This is a genomic window from Mesorhizobium sp. ES1-4 (genome assembly GCF_020164745.1).
In the GTDB taxonomy this organism is placed as follows: domain Bacteria; phylum Pseudomonadota; class Alphaproteobacteria; order Rhizobiales; family Rhizobiaceae; genus Mesorhizobium.
On the sequence record NZ_JAIUGV010000017.1, the window covers coordinates 1 to 17,659 of the forward strand.

The 17,659-nt window shown below is 60.7% G+C and carries 19 protein-coding genes and 1 pseudogene; 2 read left to right on the forward strand and 18 right to left on the reverse strand.

What is annotated here, in order from left to right:
- Window positions 1-569 (reverse strand): chloride channel protein (locus LB556_RS25695; protein ID WP_224570402.1); only part of this gene is annotated, 569 nt, incomplete at its 3' end.
- Window positions 570-719: 150 nt separating this feature from the next.
- On the opposite strand from LB556_RS25695, the gene LB556_RS25700 reads away from it, so the two are divergent.
- The gene (locus LB556_RS25700) at window positions 720-1,148 is read left to right on the forward strand and encodes a MarR family winged helix-turn-helix transcriptional regulator (RefSeq protein ID WP_224570403.1); all 429 of its coding nucleotides are present in this window, start codon (window positions 720-722) and stop codon (window positions 1,146-1,148) included.
- A gap of 119 nt (window positions 1,149-1,267) precedes the next feature.
- On the opposite strand, the gene cydB is transcribed toward LB556_RS25700, so the two are convergent.
- From cydB to LB556_RS25730, 6 genes are all read right to left on the reverse strand, one after another.
- A complete protein-coding gene (cydB, locus tag LB556_RS25705) occupies window positions 1,268-2,278 on the reverse strand; it encodes a cytochrome d ubiquinol oxidase subunit II (RefSeq protein ID WP_224570404.1) in 1,011 nt (336 codons plus the stop codon).
- A complete protein-coding gene (locus tag LB556_RS25710) occupies window positions 2,275-3,678 on the reverse strand; it encodes a cytochrome ubiquinol oxidase subunit I (RefSeq protein WP_224570405.1) in 1,404 nt (467 codons plus the stop codon). Before LB556_RS25710 ends, cydB begins: the two co-directional genes overlap by 4 nt.
- A gap of 166 nt (window positions 3,679-3,844) precedes the next feature.
- Entirely contained in the window at window positions 3,845-5,005 is a 1,161-nt protein-coding gene (gene metB / locus LB556_RS25715) for a cystathionine gamma-synthase (RefSeq protein ID WP_224570406.1), read from the reverse strand.
- 39 nt (window positions 5,006-5,044) lie between these two features.
- Window positions 5,045-5,677, reverse strand: coding sequence for a peroxiredoxin (locus LB556_RS25720; protein ID WP_140892765.1), 633 nt, complete (start codon window positions 5,675-5,677; stop codon window positions 5,045-5,047).
- A 31-nt stretch (window positions 5,678-5,708) separates the two neighbouring features.
- Window positions 5,709-7,424, reverse strand: coding sequence for an NADPH-dependent assimilatory sulfite reductase hemoprotein subunit (locus LB556_RS25725; RefSeq protein ID WP_411908617.1), 1,716 nt, complete (start codon window positions 7,422-7,424; stop codon window positions 5,709-5,711).
- A gap of 15 nt (window positions 7,425-7,439) precedes the next feature.
- Window positions 7,440-9,287 carry an assimilatory sulfite reductase (NADPH) flavoprotein subunit gene (locus LB556_RS25730; RefSeq protein WP_224570408.1) on the reverse strand — a complete coding sequence of 616 codons (1,848 nt, stop codon included), beginning with the start codon at window positions 9,285-9,287 and terminating at the stop codon, window positions 7,440-7,442.
- Between the two features lie 413 nt (window positions 9,288-9,700).
- Between LB556_RS25730 and LB556_RS25735 the strand changes: the two genes are divergently transcribed.
- Window positions 9,701-9,916, forward strand: coding sequence for a hypothetical protein (locus LB556_RS25735; RefSeq protein ID WP_140883725.1), 216 nt, complete (start codon window positions 9,701-9,703; stop codon window positions 9,914-9,916).
- 75 nt (window positions 9,917-9,991) lie between these two features.
- Here LB556_RS25735 and LB556_RS25740 read toward each other — a convergent pair.
- The 11 genes and pseudogenes from LB556_RS25740 to LB556_RS25790 form a co-directional block, all read right to left on the reverse strand.
- Window positions 9,992-10,591 (reverse strand): annotated as a pseudogene (locus LB556_RS25740) (cation transporter).
- A gap of 65 nt (window positions 10,592-10,656) precedes the next feature.
- Complete coding sequence (locus LB556_RS25745) at window positions 10,657-10,965, reverse strand: hypothetical protein (protein ID WP_224570409.1); 309 nt, start codon at window positions 10,963-10,965, stop codon at window positions 10,657-10,659.
- A gap of 367 nt (window positions 10,966-11,332) precedes the next feature.
- On the reverse strand, window positions 11,333-11,644 hold the full coding sequence (locus tag LB556_RS25750) for a cupredoxin family copper-binding protein (RefSeq protein ID WP_411908616.1): 312 nt from the start codon (window positions 11,642-11,644) through the stop codon (window positions 11,333-11,335).
- A gap of 11 nt (window positions 11,645-11,655) precedes the next feature.
- The gene (locus LB556_RS25755) at window positions 11,656-12,180 is read right to left on the reverse strand and encodes a DUF4142 domain-containing protein (protein WP_224570411.1); all 525 of its coding nucleotides are present in this window, start codon (window positions 12,178-12,180) and stop codon (window positions 11,656-11,658) included.
- 115 nt (window positions 12,181-12,295) lie between these two features.
- A complete protein-coding gene (locus tag LB556_RS25760; RefSeq protein WP_224570412.1) occupies window positions 12,296-12,976 on the reverse strand; it encodes an RNA polymerase sigma factor in 681 nt (226 codons plus the stop codon).
- Between the two features lie 59 nt (window positions 12,977-13,035).
- Window positions 13,036-13,623, reverse strand: coding sequence for a GTP cyclohydrolase I FolE (gene folE / locus LB556_RS25765; RefSeq protein ID WP_140892774.1), 588 nt, complete (start codon window positions 13,621-13,623; stop codon window positions 13,036-13,038).
- A gap of 545 nt (window positions 13,624-14,168) precedes the next feature.
- Window positions 14,169-16,187, reverse strand: coding sequence for a hydantoinase/oxoprolinase family protein (locus tag LB556_RS25770; RefSeq protein WP_224570413.1), 2,019 nt, complete (start codon window positions 16,185-16,187; stop codon window positions 14,169-14,171).
- 5 nt (window positions 16,188-16,192) lie between these two features.
- Window positions 16,193-16,531 carry a ferredoxin FdxA gene (gene fdxA / locus LB556_RS25775; RefSeq protein WP_140892754.1) on the reverse strand — a complete coding sequence of 113 codons (339 nt, stop codon included), beginning with the start codon at window positions 16,529-16,531 and terminating at the stop codon, window positions 16,193-16,195.
- Window positions 16,528-16,926 (reverse strand): group III truncated hemoglobin, encoded by a 399-nt coding sequence (locus LB556_RS25780; protein ID WP_224570414.1) that lies wholly within the window; start codon window positions 16,924-16,926, stop codon window positions 16,528-16,530. The genes fdxA and LB556_RS25780 overlap by 4 nt, the downstream gene beginning before the upstream one ends.
- Before the next feature lie 32 nt (window positions 16,927-16,958).
- Entirely contained in the window at window positions 16,959-17,453 is a 495-nt protein-coding gene (locus LB556_RS25785) for a CBS domain-containing protein (protein ID WP_224570415.1), read from the reverse strand.
- Entirely contained in the window at window positions 17,384-17,656 is a 273-nt protein-coding gene (locus tag LB556_RS25790) for a CBS domain-containing protein (protein WP_224570416.1), read from the reverse strand. The genes LB556_RS25785 and LB556_RS25790 overlap by 70 nt, the downstream gene beginning before the upstream one ends.
- Window positions 17,657-17,659: the final 3 nt, after the last annotated feature.

The following is a 17,659-nucleotide window of genomic DNA, read 5'->3' on the forward strand; positions in this document are numbered from 1 at the left end:
GCGAGCATGATGGCGGCGATCGGCGTGCCGAACACGGTGGTCATGCCGGCCGCCGCGCCCGCGACCAGCAATGTCTTGCGCTCATTGTCGCTGACCGGCAGCATCTGCGCGATCAGCGAGCCGATAGCGCCGCCGGTCATGATTATCGGACCCTCGGCGCCGAACGGACCGCCGGAGCCGATCGAGATCGCCGACGACAGCGGCTTCAGGATTGCCACCTTGGCGTCCAGTCTGGAGCGCCCGAGCAGGATCGCCTCGATGGCCTCGGGAATGCCGTGGCCGCGGATCTTCTCGCTGCCATAGCGCGCCATCAGGCCGATGATCAGCGCGCCGACCACAGGGACGATGACGGAGGCATAGCCCAGCGGAGTGTCCTCGAGCTTCAGGTCGGCGAGCGTGAACTGGCCAAAATAGGCAATGTTGGTGGCCAGCCGGATCAGCTTCAAAAGCGCGATGCCGGCAAACAGCCCCGCCGTCGCTACCACCACCGCTATCGCGGCAACCAGCAGCACCCTTGCATCGGTCGTGAAATCTCGGAGATGGTCGGGGCTGGCGTGATCAGGTTTCATTGCTGCTCTCATTCTGCGGACGCATCGCATGTGCCGGATGACTGTATCGGCGGACACGGCATGCTTGTCGGTTCGCTATATATCGTAATACGATATAAATAGACAAGGCCGTTCTTGCTAAAACCGATCGGAATGGAACAAGTGTCAAAAATGACGCATCCGCAAAAACCTCGCCCCGCCATCAGCCAGGCCGACTACCAGCGGCTGTCGGAGTTTCGTTACCTGATCCGCCGCTTCCTCGAATTCAGCCAGGTCCAGGCACATGATGCCGGGCTGACCCCACGCCAGCATCAGGCGCTGCTTGCGATCAAGGGATATCCCGGTGGTGGACCGGTGACGGTCGGCGACCTCGCGGAGCGCCTGCGCATCCGCCACCACAGCGCCGTCGAATTGGTCAATCGCCTTGGCGAGGCCGGGCTGGTCGCACGGGATCAGGACAAGGACGACCACCGTCGTGTGCTGCTGCAGTTAACGGTGCGTGCCGACGACCACCTGGCCGACCTTTCGGTTGCGCATCTCGACGAGCTTTCGCGGATAGAGCCGATGCTGAGACGCTTGCTGCGTCGTGGCGAGGAATGATCCGAACAGGTCGACTTCATTGGCATTGGCTCGTCGCAACACGCAGCTTCTTGCACGAGCCAGTTAGATACCATGTAAATATGAGAGCAACTGTGTCGGCTAGCGTCCGAAAAACCTATTCAATGGTAGCCAACGTCAGCGCGAACTTTGCCGCGGAACACCCAATACGACCAGCCGGTGTACATCAGGATCACGGGCAACAACACAAGAGTCCCGACGAGCAGGAAAGCCTGGGTGCGTTCTGAAGAGGCCGATTCCCAAAGCGTGAAATGGTAGGGAACGATCATCGGGAAGAGGCTGATGGCGATCCCAACATAGGAAAGCGCAAAGAGGCCGATGGCGCCGACGAAAGGCTTCGTCTCACTTGCACTGCCCAGTACCCGCCAGGTGAAGAAGGCGACGGCCGCTGTCGCGACAGGTACCGGTGCCAAATACAGAATGTTGGGCCAGGCGAACCAGCGCGCGGCGATGGCCTGGCTCATGAACGGGGTCCAGATGCTGACCACGCCAATACCGACGAGGACGCCGACAAGACACATGCGGCCGTGGCGGCGCGCCGCCGCCTGCACCTCCCCCTCGGTCTTGAGGATCAGCCAGCCGGCGCCCAGAAGGCTGTAGCCGAACAACAGGGCGAAACCTGTCAATAGCGAGAATGGCGTCAGAAAATCGAAGGAACCGCCGGAAAACTGTCTGCCAGTGACCTCAAAACCCTGGATGAAGGCGCCAAGCACGACCCCTTGAGCAAAGGTGGCGACAGCCGAGCCATAGCAGAAACCATGATCCCAGAAGGTCTTGTGCTCAGCGTCGCGGAACCGGAACTCGAACGCCACGCCGCGGAACACCAGCGCCAGCAGCATAACCAGGACCGGAAAATACACCGCCGGGATGATGATGGCGAAGGCAAGCGGAAACGCTGCCAGAAGCCCGAGGCCGCCCAGCACCAGCCAGGTCTCGTTGCCGTCCCAGATCGGCGCGATCGAGTTCATGATCGTGTTGCGGGACGCTGTGTCGGGCGCGAAGCCGTAAAGCATGCCGACGCCAAGATCGAAGCCATCCAGCAGCACGTAGAAGAACACCGCCATACCGAGGATCAGCGTCCAGATTGGCACGAAATCGAGGACCTGGCTCATCGCACTTCTCCCTCTCGAAGTTCGACGGCTCCGGCGCGGACCGGCGCCCCGGGCCGTCCTCCCTCGATCTCCACATCTATCTCGGCAGCAATTGCCGGGCCTTTGCGCACAATGCGCAGCATGAGGAAGAGGCCCGCAGGATAGATGATGAGATAGACCGCTACGTAGCCGATCAGCGAGAGCATCACATCAATGCCCGTCAACGAAGGCGTCACTGAGTCCGCCGTGCGCAGAAGGCCGTATACTGTCCAGGGCTGACGTCCGACCTCGGTGGTGATCCAACCTGCGATGACCGCCACGAAGCCGATGGGCGCCGCGATCTGGGTGATCGCGAGAAAGGCCGGCGAGGTGTCCAGCCGGCCGCGCCAGCGAAGCCATCCGCCAACAAGGACGAGGCCAAGCATCAGGATGCCGCAGCCGACCATGATCCGGAAGGCGAAGAAGGGGATAGCGACGGGCGGACGCTGATCGGCCGGAAAGTCCTTGAGGCCCTCAACCTCGCCGTCAAGCTCATGGGTGAGGACGAGGCTGCCAAGCCATGGAAGGTCTATGGCAAAGAGGTTGCGCTCGGCTTTGTCGTCTGGAATGGCGAAAAGGGTAAGCGGCACCTGTCGGGCAGTTTCCCAGCGCGCTTCAATCGCGGCGAGCTTAGCCGGCTGGTGGTCGCGCGTATTCAGACCGTGCTGGTCGCCGATGAACATCTGCAGCGGGACCAGCACGGTCAGCAGCCAGAGCGTCATCGACAGCATCGTTCGGCTTTCCTCAACGGACCGCCCGCGACGCATCAAAAAGGCGCCGACGCCCATGACGACGAATCCTGTCGTGACGAAGAAGGCGACGACGGTATGCGCCAGCCGATAGGGAAAGGAAGGATTGAAGACCACCTTGAACCAGTCCGTCGGGAAGAAACGGCCATCGATGATCTCGTAGCCGGCCGGCGTCTGCATCCAGCTGTTGGCCGACAGGATCCAGAAGGAAGACAGCAAAGTGCCGAGCGCCACCATTAGCGCGGCAACGAAATGCGCCCAACGCGGGACCAATTGCCGTCCGAAAAGAAGGACGCCGAGGAAGGCCGCTTCGAGGAAAAACGCCGTCAGGCCTTCATAGGCGAAAAGCGGGGAAAGCACATTTGCGGTCGCGTCGGAAAAGCGGCTCCAGTTCGTGCCGAACTGGAAAGGCATGACGACCCCGGTGACGACGCCCATGCCGAAAGCAATCGAGAATATCTTGATCCAGAACGTCGAGATGCGGAGATAGATGTCCTTCCCGGAAAAAAAATTGAGACCTTCCAGCATCGCGATGAACGCGGCCAATCCCACGGTGATGGCCGGCAACAGGATGTGCCAGCCGATGACCCAGGCGAATTGCAATCGCGACAGGAATACAGGATCGAAGTCCATCACTCGTCTCTCCAAACGAAAACGAGCTGGCCTCATAAATCCAACTGCGCCGTAGCCACGACAGTGGACAGGGCTCGTCTTCAGGCCGTCGTCAAGCTATAGTAACTAGCGACGGTGTCGATAGCGCCGTTTTTTAACCACCTCTTCTCCAGTAGATCGGTCCCTCCTAACCAGCGGCTTTGGAAAGCGCTAGCTCAAGGTCGGCGATCAGATCAGTCTCCGCTTCGAGGCCGACCGATAGCCTCAGAAGGCTGTCGCTTATTCCGGCGACCTTTCGGCCCTCGGCGCCCATTCCGGCATGGGTCATGGTAGCCGGATGGGCAACAAGGCTTTCGACGCCGCCGAGAGACTCGGCCAGCGTGATAACTTCGACTGCTTCGACGAAGCGCCGAACCGCCTCCACGCCTCCAGCCAGTTCGAAGCTCAGCATCGCTCCGAACCCGGCTTGCTGAGCCTTGGCGATTGCATGGCCGGGATGGGATTGAAGACCCGGATAATGGACGGCGCTCACTTGCGGCTGCTTTTGCAGGAAAGTGGCCACTGCCGCCGCGTTGGCTTGCTGCCGCTCGATACGCGGGAACAGCGTGCGAAGGCCCCTGAGCGTCAGGTAGGCATCGAACGGCGCTCCTGCGACACCGGTGGCCTTCGCCCATTCTCCAAGTGCCTCGACATCGCTCTGTTGCGCCGCGATGACGGCGCCACCCACCACATCGGAATGGCCATTCAGGTATTTGGTGGTCGAGTGGACGACAAAATCGGCACCCAGCGCGATCGGCCGCTGCAGAGCGGGCGACAGGAAGGTGTTGTCCACTGCAACCTTCGCGCCGACAGCTTTTGCCTGAGAGGCGATCGAGCAGATGTCGACGACGCGTATCAGCGGATTGCTCGGTGTCTCGATCAGCACCAAGGCCGGCTTCTTTGCCAGCATCGCCGATAAAGCCTCTGCATTCCCCTGATCAACGAAGAGGACATCGAAATGTCCTTTGTCGCGGCGAATTGAAAGCAGCCGGTAGGTACCCCCGTAGCAATCATGCGGCGCAACGACGAGATCGTCTCGTCCCAACTGCCCCAGCACCAGATCGACCGCGGCCATGCCCGAGGACGTGACGACGGCGCCGACGCCCTCTTCCAGCCTGGCCAATGTGTCAGCCAGCATGTCACGGCTCGGATTTCCGGCGCGGGTATATTCGTAACGCCCTGCCTGCTCATAGCCTGGAAAGACGAAGGTGCTTGAGAGATAGATCGGCGGCGTGACCGCGCCGAAGCCAGTGTCGGCGGCGATGCCGTTCGCCGCTGAAATAGTGCGAGGATCTCTGGGCTTTGTCATCGTGGCGACCTCGCACTTCAGGAGCGGCGTTGGCCGGAATCAGTTTAGCAGTTGGACCATGCGCAGATAAGGGCGCAATTCTTTCCAACCCTGGGGGAATCGCTCCTTCGCCTGCTCGTTGCTGAGGCTTGGCGAGATGATGACCGGCTGGCCCGGCTCCCAGTTCACCGGCGTGGAGACCTTCTGATTGTCGGTGAGCTGCAAACTGTCAATGGCGCGCAGGATTTCGGAAAAATTACGACCAGCACTTGGTGGATAGGTCAGGCTGAGGCGGATCTTCTTGTTTGGGTCGATAACGTAGACGGCGCGCACCGTCACATTGGGGTCCGTTTCGGCGTGGATCATGCCGTAGAGGTTGGCGACCTTCTTGTCGGTGTCGGCAAGCATCGGAAAATTGAGTGCGTGTCCTTGCGTTTCCTCGATGTCCTTTTCCCAAAGATTGTGTGCCTCCACATCGTCGACCGAGAGGCCGAGCGGCTTGACGCCACGTTTGTCCCATTCCGGCTTGAGACGGGCGACTTCCGCCAGTTCGGTGGTGCAGACCGGGGTGAAATTCTTCGGGTGGCTGAAGAAGATACCCCACGAATTGCCGAGCCATTCGTGGAAGCGGATTTTTCCCTGCGTGCTTTGCTGCTCGAAATCCGGAGCAATCTGGCCCAGTTGCAATGACATGATTTCGTCCTTCCTGTTTGATCTTGAAGCGTCAGTCGTTGAAATGCCGGCCTTCCTTGACCTCCGCGACATAGCCGGCGCGGATGGCGAAATCGCCGAAACGCTCGTGCGACCGTCGATCCGTCGCAAAGTGCGCGATCACCTTCGCCAGCATGTCGAGAATGGCGGCTTCGCCGACGTTCTCGAGAACCATCTTGTTCAGCCGCTGACCGTGAAAGCCGCCACCGAGGTAGAGGTTGTACTTGCCAGGCGCGCGGCCGGTCAGGGCGATCTCGGCGATGTAGGGACGCGCGCAGCCATTGGGGCAGCCGGTCATGCGAATGGTGATCGGCTCGTCCGTCAGGCCATGTGCGGCCAGGATGGCATCGATGCTGCCGATAAGGTTCGGCAGATAGCGCTCGCTTTCGGCCATGGCGAGACCGCAGGTCGGCAGCGCTACGCACGCCATCGAATTCAGGCGCAACCCACTTGCCCTGTTTAGACGGTCGAGCCCGAATTCCTTCATCAGAACTTCGATATCGGGCCGGGCCTCCGGCGCGATATCGGCGATGATCAGGTTCTGGTTCGGCGTGATGCGGAACGTGCCCTCGTGAATACGGGCGATTGCGCGCAGGCCATCCATGACAGTGCCGATGATACGGCCGTTCTCGATGAAGAGGGTGCAGTGCTCGCGCCCGTCCTCTCCACGCGTCCATCCAATCGGGTCACCGTTCGATATGAATTCGTACGAACGGGCAGCCGCCAGCGAAAAGCCGAGCCTTGCCTCGATCTCGGCCTTGATCCAGTCAAGGCCCTTGTCGTCGATTGTGTATTTGAAGCGTGCGTGGCCACGATCGATCCGGTCGCCATAATCGCGTTGTACCTGCATGACCGCGTCGCAGACCTGCAGCACCTTGTCGACGTCGGCGAAGCCGATCACGTCGGCTAGCCTCGGATAGGTTTTTGGCGCCTGGTCGGTACGGCCCATGCCGCCGCCAATGGCAATGTTGAAGCCTTCAAGCTTGCCGTTGGTAGCAATGGCGATGAAGCCCAGATCCTGCGCGTAGACGTCAATGTCGTTGATCGGCGGAATGACGAAGCCGATCTTGAATTTTCGCGGCATGTAGGTGCGGCCATAGAGCGGTTCTTCCGGCCCTGAAACCTCCGTGCGCTCTTCGCCATACCAGATCTCCCGATAAGCCGCTGTTTTGGGGATGGCGTGATCGCTGGCGCGCTTGGCCAGTGCATAGACCTCGGCGTGCAAGGTGGAGAGCCGCGGATTGACCGAGCACATGACGCCGCGGGAATCGTCGCCGCAGGCTGCCTTGGTGTCCAGAAGCACGTCGCGCAAACCCTGCATGGTCGCGCGCAGATTCTGCTTCTTGACGCGATGCAGCTGGAACGTCTGCCGCGTTGTCAGCCGCAGCGTCTCGCCTGCATGAGCGCGCCCAAGCTCGTCCAGCTTCAGCCATTGGCTGGGACTGCAGACACCGCCGGGCAGGCGGATGCGAGCCATGAAGGTGTAGTCCGGCTCAAGCTTTTGCCGACGGCGTTCGTCACGGATGTCGCGGTCGTCCTGCTGGTAGAGGCCGTGGAACTTCATCAGCTTGATGTCGTCACCAAGCACGGCGGCAGTAAGCTCTTCGGCGAGGCCCGCCGCTATGGTGCCACGCAACTGATCGCTTGCCGCCTTCATCCTCTCGTCGCGCCCGAGTTTATCCAGCGGCTGCGAAAGGTCTCGGCTACGGTTCGTATTTAACTGGGGCATTGTCATGCGCGAACCTCAATAGACATCGATCTGGTAGCGGTGATCGCGCAGCAGGCCGCCGACATAGTCGTTGGCGGCGGCCTTGCCGCATGCCCGTTGCTGTTGCACCACACTAACAAGAGCGGCGTGCACGTCGGGGGCGAGATGCGTGCCATCGCCGCAGACGTAGACATGCGCGCCCTCCTCCAACCAGGCGTAGACATCGCGCGCGTGCTCAGTGAGGCGGTGCTGGACATAGGTCTTGGTGGCGCTGTCGCGGGAGAAAGCGACGTTCATCCGGCTGAGCACGCCATCCTTCAGAAAACCCTGCCACTCGGTCTGGTAGAGGAAATCGCTGCTGAAATTGCGCTCGCCGAAAACGAGCCAGGATTTACCCGCGGCTCCTTGCGCTTCGCGCTCCTGCAGGAATGCACGGTAGGGTGCGACGCCGGTGCCTGCCCCGATCATGATGATGGGAACGTCACCGTCCGGCAGACGGAAATGCGGGTTGGCCTGGACGTAGACCGGTATCGTCGTGTCCGGTGCGCCGCGTTCGGCGAAGTGGCCAGAAGCGACGCCGGCACGCGGCTGACCGTGCAGATCATAGCGCACGGTGGCGATCGTCAGATGCGCTTCGTCGGACACGGCGGAAGGACTCGATGCGATCGAATAGAGCCGTGGCTGCAAAGGTCTCAGTCCTGCGACAAAAGTTTGCGCATCGATCCCGGGAACGGGGAACTCGCGGACGATGTCGATGACCTGATGGCTACGCAGAAACGTGGCGCGAGCCTGAAACTGGTGCTCGCCACGCAGTTCCTGAAGCTTGCTTGCGCCTGTGAGCTCTGCCCATTGGTCGAGGAAGCGCGGCGTGGCGACAGTGATTTCCAGGTGCTCGGCCAGCGCGACACCGAGCGTGGTCGTGAGCCCCTTGCCGGAAAAGTTTGCATCGGCGTCCAGGGACAGCTTATTCAGCAGCATTTCGACCAAGGCCGGATCGTTGCGCGCCATGACACCAAGTGCGTCACCCGGTTCGAATGCAAGTCCCGAGCCAGCCAGAGACAGTTCAATGTGTCGGGTTTCCTTGCTCGATCCACGTCCGGTGAGGACAAGATTATCAATGATGGCTGCCGGGAACGGCGTGTGCTTGTCGAATGTCGGCGCTTCGACCACAGCCGCGGAAGACACGCTCGCAGGGCCAGCCGCCCTATTTTGCAAGCGTGGTCCCAATGCAGCCGGCGCGAGCTTGGCCACGGCAGCTGCGATCCACCCGGCGGCCTGATCTTCATAATCAACGTCGCAATCGACCCGGTCCTGCAGTCGCACCGCACCGAGTTCGGCCAGTCGCCGATCGAGACGCTTACCCGCTTCGCAATAGCGTTCATAGGTGGAATCGCCGAGCGCAAGTACGCCATAGCGCACGCCTTCGAGGCGCGGCGCCTTTCGGCTCTCGACGAATTCGAAGAAGCCCATGCCTGAAAGCGGTGGATCGCCCTCGCCGTGGGTACTTGTAACGATCAAAATGTCCTGCTCGTCCTTGAGCTTGCGCAGCTTGTAGTCAGCCATGTCAACCAGGATTGGCTCAAGTCCTTGCCTGCGGACGACTTCGCCAAGTGTCCTGGCGAGACCGGAACTGTTGCCGGTCTCACCGCCGAAAATGATCGTCAGCGACCTCGAGGAAATCGCTCGCGGCACGACCGACACAGAGTGATCAGATGGAGAGGGAGAAGCAATGTCTCCGACCAGTGAACGCGCGCTGTGATCGATCCCGGCGAAATAACCGCTGATCCAGAGCCCCTGTCCGGGCTTCAGCGAGATCGTCAGGGCGTTAATCCGTTCCCATTGCTCGGCCGTAAAGCCTGGGCCCGGAAACTCGAATGCAGTCATCTGATCGCTTCCTTCGGCACAGTCCTGGCTGTGCTTTTTGCCAAATTAAGGAGCCTGACGGAGCTCGCATCCGAGATGCCCTGCCGGCTGCCAGGCGCGACCATTGCATTCGAGTTTTGGCCAAGACAAACGAATCATATTGTTAGTTTGAAGCAAGAATTTTGCTGCAAATGACTGTTGAAACGCCCATTCTATGGTTCGCTCGATCACGTATCGTTCCTTCTAAAAACGATGCGTCCCATGGTCGAAAAATGCGCTTGGCGGATTCCAGTTTTTATTGTGTCGAGATAACGCAGGCGGTAACTTGCGGGTTTGTGCGTGCTTAGCTGCGCAAGGACATCCGGTCGATCAAGACCGCCTGCGGCGATCCATGCGTTGGTGATGCTTGCAGTCCGCTCGGGGAGAACAGAACGATGCAAACGATTGATGAAAATGCCGACTTAGCAACGGCAATTGGAAGACTCTTATCCGAGAATACGGGAGCTGCCTTCATTTCGACGGCGGCGAGCATAGCGATCTTGAGGGAGCGTACCGGCACAGCGGTTACCGACGCAGCTCTGCAGAAACTGCTGACCGAAATGGCAAGAGTTCGCGGCATGACCATGCTTTTCGATCGACAGAAGAAGTGATCACCGGCCTGCCGGGCCGCAAACACCGAGAAGCTTCCTTGCTTGCTGAGGGGTGGACGCTGCGTCCATCGGACATCAACTACGCGTCGGCCCCCCGTTCTTCTCTGCCGCGCCCCAGACTTCGCGTGCAGCGTCAGCATCATGGCGGCGATACATAGCCCGACAATCAAATCCGGCCACGCAGACACCCAGACGTAGGCAGTTTACCAGCCCGGCGGCAACGATGACGACATTTTGCAAACGCGTCATTTCGTGCGATAGGAACGCCGCCTTGGTGAGACTGCCGCTATGGTGGCGATACTTGGCTAGCATGAGGGCGCATGACAGGTTGATGACCAGCGCCCCTGCACCAGTCAATGACAACAGCGCTGCGTTCGGCGCGACCGGGAGCTTGAACTTTTCCCAGGCCGTCCAGAGCTTCGCCAAGGCGGGGATCAGAAGAACGCCGGCCAAGGTCATGCCGACCCGCGCTCGGTTGCGCGCTGTCCAGCCGATTGCCAACACGATCAGGAGATTGACGGAAGCATCTTCCAGAAAATTGATACTGTCCGCGAATAGCGATACTGAGCCAATGGCCCTCGCCACGGTGAACTCGATGCCGAAGTAGGCCAGGTTGAGGATTGCCACAAGTTGGACAACTCTGCGCAGAGTGTCGTTGTCTGATTTTGAGGTCATCGAAACCCGTTATCATGCGCCGCACAGCGCTTCCATGATCAGGGCCGCAAATCCTGCTTGAACGGTCAAGTGGGCGGGTCGCGCGGCAGCGTTCGCCGCATTGGCGGGCGATATTTCTTCAAGACAGTGACAGTGTCGGAATCTACGGTGACAAGGCTGCCGATCTTGACCGTCACCTTGCCGGCATCGTCATCAACGCTGGTGATCTGACCGGTGATCGGATGCGTGTCACCTCGCTTTGCCTTGGCAGGCGGCTCGATCGAGAAGGGGAAACTGTACGAGGGAACGCTGACGCTCGCCCGCCCATTCCCGAGCAGTTTCAAAATGGTGACGACAAGCGCCACCTCATCGCCAATGCCTGTGTCCCGGGCCATGCCGAGATTCTGGGATAACCTTGGCAATCGTCAAGAGGTGGCGAGGAAGACCTTCGCCCTTGTCGGCCGAACATCTGCAGGCGCGGGGGATGATAGGCATAGTGGCAAGCAGCCGGAGATCACCTTGCGTCATTTTCGCGAACCGTGAAGTAATCGGCAATCGCGATGGATTCGTTATGTATCACCAGAAAGGCGTGCTGTCCTTGCACGGCAGGTGTCCGAGCGAGCGCAGCATGCTGACTTGAATGGCGCCGAAGCCTCCGGCGCCCGCAAAGCCAAACGCGGTTTTTGCTTGTGCAACCTCCCCAGGGCACGAAGCACCTCCCAAATTGTGGATCGCGGCGCCTGCCGCGATCCCGCGCTTCAGTTAGGGCGCCACCGCGATGTGGCCCTTCATGTTGGGGTGGAAGCGGCAGAAATAGTCGACCGCTCCCGCGGCCTTCAATGTCAGGCTTGCGGACTTTTTCGGCGGGATCATCACCTCCCAACCGCCATTGACGGTGGCCGTGTGCGCGAACATGTCCTTGTTCACCCATTCGATCGTATCGCCAACCTTCGCCTCGACCGTCGCTGGCGAGAACACCAGCTTGTCGATGGTGACCTGGATGGTTTCTGCCTTCACCGGCGCAGCAATGACTGTCAGCGCCAGTGCAATCCAAAGATGACGTTTCGGCACCATTAGCGCCGGCCTCATTTCAGCATACTGGCGACGTGTTCGGCATGCTGCTCATGGCCCTGGAATATCTTCAGGCCGGTCTCCAGCAGGCTCTTCAACTCGGCATTGCTGGCCGACGGGATGAGCAGCGTTTCAAGGGCGCCGTCGACCTGCTTGTGATAGGCCACCTCATTGTCGACATAGGCCTTGTCAAAGGCCGCGCCCTTGAGCTTGGCGAGCTTGGCCCGTTCCCCGGCCGCAGCCTTCGTCAGCGCCTTGCTGGTGTCGTTGTCTTCCGGCGTCACCTTGAGTTTCTTGACCAGGTCGAGCGCCTGCACATTCACCGCCTCATGGTCGCGCACCATGTCCTTAGCGAAGGCGAGCACCTCCTTGTTCTTCGACTTCTTGAGCGCTTGCTTTGCCGCCTCGACATCGATCACGCCGGCAGTATAGGCGATGTGAGCGATCTGCGGGTCGGTCGGTTTGTCGGCGGCTTGCGCGAGCGGGGCAGTGCCGAGCAGCAGCATGGCGGCCAAGGCGGCTGTGTGACGAATAAGCATGGCATCTCCTTCGCCCGGATGCAGGAACCGCATCGGGCATCGTTTTCAGTTGACGGTCATTGGATGCGCTGCGGCAGCAAACGTTCCCGCCAAAATCAGCTGAATCTAACGAGGGTCAGCCTTCCAGGCCGAGCCGCTTCATCACGGCAACTGTAAGCCGTTCGCAGCGCCGGCCGGCGAAGGGGAAGGCATCGAGCAGCACCGGCCCGATTTGGTCGTCCAGCGCTTTGCGCAGCAGCGTGCGGGCGCGATGCAGGCGGGTCTTGACGGTTTCGGGCCGCACGCCGAGTAGTTCTGAAGTCTCTTCAATGCTCAGGCCCTCGATCACCCGTGCCACGAACACCATGCGGTAGAGAACTGGAAGGCTGTCGGTCGCGCGTTCGACAAGGGCCAGGATCTGCCGTTGCGCCATCGTCCGCTCCGGATCGTCGCTGGGGTTGAGGGGAAACTGGATAATCTCGGCTTGCGGGTTCTCGGGCATCGCTACCGTTCGCCGTCTTTTACGCAACCGGCCGAGCGCTTCGTTGATGACGATGCGTGACAGCCACGTGCCGAGCGAGGCATCGCCGCGAAAACTCTCGAGATGGGCAAAGGCCCTGACATAGGCCTCCTGGACGATGTCCTCGGCCTCGCTGTCGTTGCGAACCACGCCGCGCGCGATACGGTAAAGCCGCTGGTTATGCGTCTTGATGATGGCGCGGAAGGCAGCGCCGTCGCGCGCTAGGGCCCGCTGTGCCAATTCCAGGTCGCCAGAGGCAGCGATGATTTCGGTCGCGTCTCGTCGAACGTACGACATGAGCAGTCTCCTTGCCCTTCAATAGATGGGTCTCGACAACAAGGGTTCCCGAAAATTCGTCACACCGGAATCGACGACAGGAATTCGCGCCTCAGATCGACGTTCGTGTCGAAAACGCCGAGCATGCGTTTGGTGACCATGCGGGTGCCGTGCGCGTGGACGCCGCGCGATGTCATGCAGCCATGCTCGGCTACAAGCACGACAGCCACTCCACCCGGCTGCAGGGCATCCTCGATGGCGCAAGCGATATCATCCGTGAGCCGCTCCTGTATCTGCAAGCGGCGGGCGCAAGCCTCGACAACCCTTGCCAATTTGGAGATGCCTACCACTCGGTTGACGGGCATGTAGGCGATGTACGCCTTGCCGTGGATTGCCGCCATGTGGTGCTCGCAGAAAGAATGAAACGCTATGTCGTGCAGTTCGACCGCCTGGTCATAGCGGCCGATCTCATCGAACGTCCGTTCGAGCAGCCTCACAGGATCTTGCCGATAGCCGGCAAACCACTCTTCATAAGCCCGCACAACACGCGCAGGAGTATCGACAAGCCCGGACCGGGCCGGATCGTCGCCGGCCCATGAGATCAACGTCCTGACCGCGGCCTCTGCATCGAAGCGCGTCGGGCGGGCGCGGCCGACTGTCCTGGGCATCCCGTTTGTCGCTGAACTTCCGTGGGCGGAGCCCGGCACACCGTCTTCGGTACCGTCCAGAATTTGCGAATGCAGGTCCATAAGTCTCTCCAGTTTCATGCTTGAGACCATTGGATGCGCCTATCGTGGATTGGTTCCCGATGGGCACGACACAGCGAGGAAGGTTCCCACCCGTGGCGAACCAAGGGAACTTTTCGAAAAGCGCTGCATCCAATTTCATGTCTGGGGCATGGTCGACGCACGCAGTCAGGATCGTGAAGGAGAACCAAGATGGCATCGAAACAGTCCGTGGAAACCGACCCCGACCTCGCTGTTGGTGTGTTCATCGTGGCAATCGCGATAATGCCCATGCCGCCGGTCAGCTGGTGGTCCTGGTACGCGTCGGCGACCATTTGCTGGCGGTCGACGGCACATGCACCCACTGCGAAGCCCCGCTGGCGTGCGGAGTATTGATTGGCACCAGGCCTACATCGGTCTTCGGATCGGCGAGTGGCTCCAGCGTGCGTAACGTGCCGGCCGTGGCCACAGGGCGGCCCCGATCTAGGTCAGGACGCGATACGAGGCCGCCCGGTGGCTGTCGCGACGACGATGGCTTCCACGAAGCTGCGCTCGCCTTCGATTGTAGCAACCCTTATGTCCCGTGCGATTTCGATTCGCGCCTGATCGGTCCCGGCGCGCTCAGCAAGACCTGCCGCCAAGGCACGAATGTGGGCTTCGGCGGCGGCCATTGCTTCGTCCTCGGTATCGTAGTCGTCCAGCCGCTCGCCTGAATTAAGGCGGAAAAGCCCGATCTCGGGTTGGCTGACGCGCGCTTCCGCCGACATCCGCACCTGCCCGACGACGGCACCCAACGCATTTGCGACATCGGCGTGTTCGGCGATGCTGCAGTCATTGCCGATCAATTGCGGCAGACCGGCATAATGGAGCGCGGCGGAGGCCCCTAGGCCAATCACCGGCCGGTCGAGTGCGATCGACAACTGCGCCATGCCGCCTCGTCGGCCAACCGCACGCTGAACCAGCGGATTGGCAACAGAGACGCCGCCATCCAGCCCGTCCTCGGCAAAGACTGTTTCAAGAATGGCTTCGGCAGAACGCCGGGTGACGGCGGTGAGAACCATCTCGGAAAATGCTTCTGCGCCTTTGGCGATACGATGCCCCTGGCCGTCGCGCTTGCGTGCGAACAATTCGGCGCCAAGTCGAGCCGCGACAGGATCCCAGTTGTCCTGCCGACCGAGCACATGGGCCGCATCGGATGGCGTGAAGCCCGCGATATGCACCAGACCGCGCGCGACCAGGCGATTGAGTGTCGCGACCTGTGACGTCGATACGAGCAGCCGATCAAGCGCTGCGGGAATTGCCGAAATATCAGCATAGAGCCGCTCCTCGGTAACTGTCAGGCCCGCAGCCAGACGCTCGGGCACTCCTGTGCGCAATGCAAAGCGGCCGTCCAGCCGGCTGGTGTTAGGGCTGAGCAATTGCCGCTTGAGGCCTTTGTATATGGCATCGTCGTGCTTCACCGCGGCTAGCGCTAGCGGCACGAGCCGACGGGGGCCGAGGACGATCGTCGAAGTCAGCGACCGCTCATGGAGCGAGACTTCCGAATCTCCACCGAGGCCAAAGGTGCGCATGGCGACGGCTTCCACCATGGTTCGCATTCCGCCGACGGTAGCGCCTTCCGGGTCGAGCCGCAGGCGGCCGCCGTCCAGAACGGCGATGTCGGTGGTGGTGCCGCCGATGTCGGACACCACTGCGTCATTGATGCCGGTCATGTAGCGCGCCCCCACCAGGCTTGCCGCTGGTCCTGACAGGATGGTCTCGATCGGCCGGGCGCGAGCGAATTCAGCGGAGATAAGCGCGCCGTCGCCGCGCACGACCATAAGCGGAGCGACGATCTCGCGTCTTGTCAGAAAGCCCTCGGTGGCGTCCACAAGGCGATCGATCATCGAGATCAGTCGCGCATTGAGAAGCGTGGTCAGCGCCCGACGGGGGCCGCCGAGTTTCGACGACAGTTCGTGCGAACAGGTCACCGGAAGCCCGGTGCGCTCGCGGATGACGTCACGTACCGCGATCTCATGTTCGGGATTGCGAACCGCAAAATAGGAGGCCACGGCGACGCCGGAGACCGTTTCGGCAAGAGACGGCGATGCGGCCACGAGGGCGTCCAGCACCAGCCGACGCGCATCGCCGTGGACGTCATGTCCGCCCGGGCAAAAGATCACGGGATCGGAGCCGAGAGCTTTTGACAATCCGTTCCGGGCAAGATCGGCCTCAGCGAAGCCGATCATCACCAGCGCGACCCGTCCGCCCTGCCCTTCGACGAGGGCGTTGGTTGCGAGCGTGGTCGACATCGAGACGAGCTTGATCGCGCTGGGTTCGATGGCAGCCTCGGACAAAACAGCGTCGACGGCGCCGGCGATGCCCGCGGCAAGATCGTGTCGCGTGGTCAGCGACTTGGCCTTGGCCACGATGCCTATGGATTCCGACCACAGCACGGCATCGGTGTACGTGCCGCCGGTGTCGATGCCCAGATACAGAGGCGACGGCTGGTGCGCATATGCGTTCATTTTGATCAATCGCCCAGCCCGGGTTCCGGCGAGAAATATTTCGCGAGCTTGTTCGCTTCGCCGTCGAACGCCTTGGCGTCGACGGGCGGATCACGCTTGATCGCAATATTAGGCCACACAGACGCATACCCGGCGTTCAGCGCGAGCCAATCGTCGAGACCAGGCGCGGTGCCGGGAAAAATGGCCTTCGCGGAGCATTCGGGTTCGCAGACGCCGCAGTCGATGCATTCATCGGGATGGATGACGAGCATGTTCTCGCCTTCATAGAAACAGTCCACGGGACAGACTTCCACGCAGTCCATGTATTTGCATCTGATGCAATTGTCAGTGACCACGAACGTCATGCGGCGTTTCTCAGCCATGACCGTTCAGGGCGATAGAACAAGGACAGCTTCAGACTTTCAGCTATGTGAGCGGCCTTCAGCCAACAGAGTCCCGAAGTCTCGCTGTCCAGCAATTCGTCGCAACTGTTGCCAAACAAGGCGAGGCACTGGTCGAGCAGATCGGGCTCCAACCCACCCTTGTGCTTGTGGACCGCGGCGAAACTTGCCTTGCAAGGCCCGTTGGTCAGCATGACTGAGGACCAGAAATCATACATCTTCGCCAGATGCGTTTCCCAATCGCCGGCAACGACGCGCTCGAAAATCGGTTCAAGATCCGCGTCAGCGCGGATCTTGCCGTAGAAGGAGTCGACGAGTTGTCGAACCTGCTCTTCGGAAATCGGGACTGTCTGCATCAAGGGCATACTCAGGTCCAGCGCTATCCGCCCCTTCAGACCACGACATAGGTCATATCGAGGGGAATGCGGTGATCATCAATAGCCCGCACGCCAACGGTGTTTTCAGCCAGGATGAGCGAAGCTTTCCGCTCCTGTTCCGACAGGTAAGCTCCCCAGAACGTAACCACGCCGTTGGTCACGGTCACGTCCGAACTTCCGGTCGAAGGCCACGATTCGGATCGCAAGGCGTCAATAATCTCCAGCCTGATACTGCTGTCGTCATGCGAGACCGGAGCGCGCCAACCTTTCCTGGCAACGACCAAAGCTCGCACTAGATTGGCGCGACTGACGATCCCCACCACGTGTCCGTCGCGCAGCACGGGGACACGCTTGATCCGATTGTGTTCAAGCAGGGTTGCGATCTCAGCGACTGGCGTACTCTCGACCACCGTCGCGACCTGCTGTGTCATGACGTCGATCACATGCTCGGAATGAGACTTGACATAGCCTTCCGCCTGAACCGCGTTGTTGGAAAAAAATGACGCCACCAGGACCGACTCTGCGGCTCGGTGCCGATCTCCGCCCGGCGGATCAGGTCTCCTTCACTGACAATGCCCAGCAGTGCACCTCGATCAATCACCGGCACCGCGCTGATCCCGTGCGACAGCAGAACATCGGCGACCTCATCCACCGTACTGTCCGGCCCTACGGAAATGACCGGTGACGTCATGATGTCCTTGGCGATCAGCATTTC

Coding starts and splice junctions, on each gene's coding strand:
- LB556_RS25710 (WP_224570405.1), bottom strand. CDS start 3,678: ATGGACTTCGATCCTGTATTCCTGTCGCGATTGCAATTCGCCTGGGTC.
- LB556_RS25735 (WP_140883725.1), top strand. CDS start 9,701: ATGCAAACGATTGATGAAAATGCCGACTTAGCAACGGCAATTGGAAGA.
- folE (WP_140892774.1), bottom strand. CDS start 13,623: ATGCCCAGGACAGTCGGCCGCGCCCGCCCGACGCGCTTCGATGCAGAG.
- LB556_RS25725 (WP_411908617.1), bottom strand. CDS start 7,424: ATGCCCCAGTTAAATACGAACCGTAGCCGAGACCTTTCGCAGCCGCTG.
- metB (WP_224570406.1), bottom strand. CDS start 5,005: ATGACAAAGCCCAGAGATCCTCGCACTATTTCAGCGGCGAACGGCATC.
- LB556_RS25750 (WP_411908616.1), bottom strand. CDS start 11,644: ATGGTGCCGAAACGTCATCTTTGGATTGCACTGGCGCTGACAGTCATT.
- LB556_RS25720 (WP_140892765.1), bottom strand. CDS start 5,677: ATGTCATTGCAACTGGGCCAGATTGCTCCGGATTTCGAGCAGCAAAGC.
- LB556_RS25760 (WP_224570412.1), bottom strand. CDS start 12,976: ATGTCGTACGTTCGACGAGACGCGACCGAAATCATCGCTGCCTCTGGC.
- LB556_RS25790 (WP_224570416.1), bottom strand. CDS start 17,656: ATGCTGATCGCCAAGGACATCATGACGTCACCGGTCATTTCCGTAGGG.
- cydB (WP_224570404.1), bottom strand. CDS start 2,278: ATGAGCCAGGTCCTCGATTTCGTGCCAATCTGGACGCTGATCCTCGGT.
- LB556_RS25745 (WP_224570409.1), bottom strand. CDS start 10,965: ATGGCCCGGGACACAGGCATTGGCGATGAGGTGGCGCTTGTCGTCACC.
- LB556_RS25770 (WP_224570413.1), bottom strand. CDS start 16,187: ATGAACGCATATGCGCACCAGCCGTCGCCTCTGTATCTGGGCATCGAC.
- LB556_RS25755 (WP_224570411.1), bottom strand. CDS start 12,180: ATGCTTATTCGTCACACAGCCGCCTTGGCCGCCATGCTGCTGCTCGGC.
- LB556_RS25700 (WP_224570403.1), top strand. CDS start 720: ATGACGCATCCGCAAAAACCTCGCCCCGCCATCAGCCAGGCCGACTAC.
- fdxA (WP_140892754.1), bottom strand. CDS start 16,531: ATGACGTTCGTGGTCACTGACAATTGCATCAGATGCAAATACATGGAC.
- LB556_RS25730 (WP_224570408.1), bottom strand. CDS start 9,287: ATGACTGCATTCGAGTTTCCGGGCCCAGGCTTTACGGCCGAGCAATGG.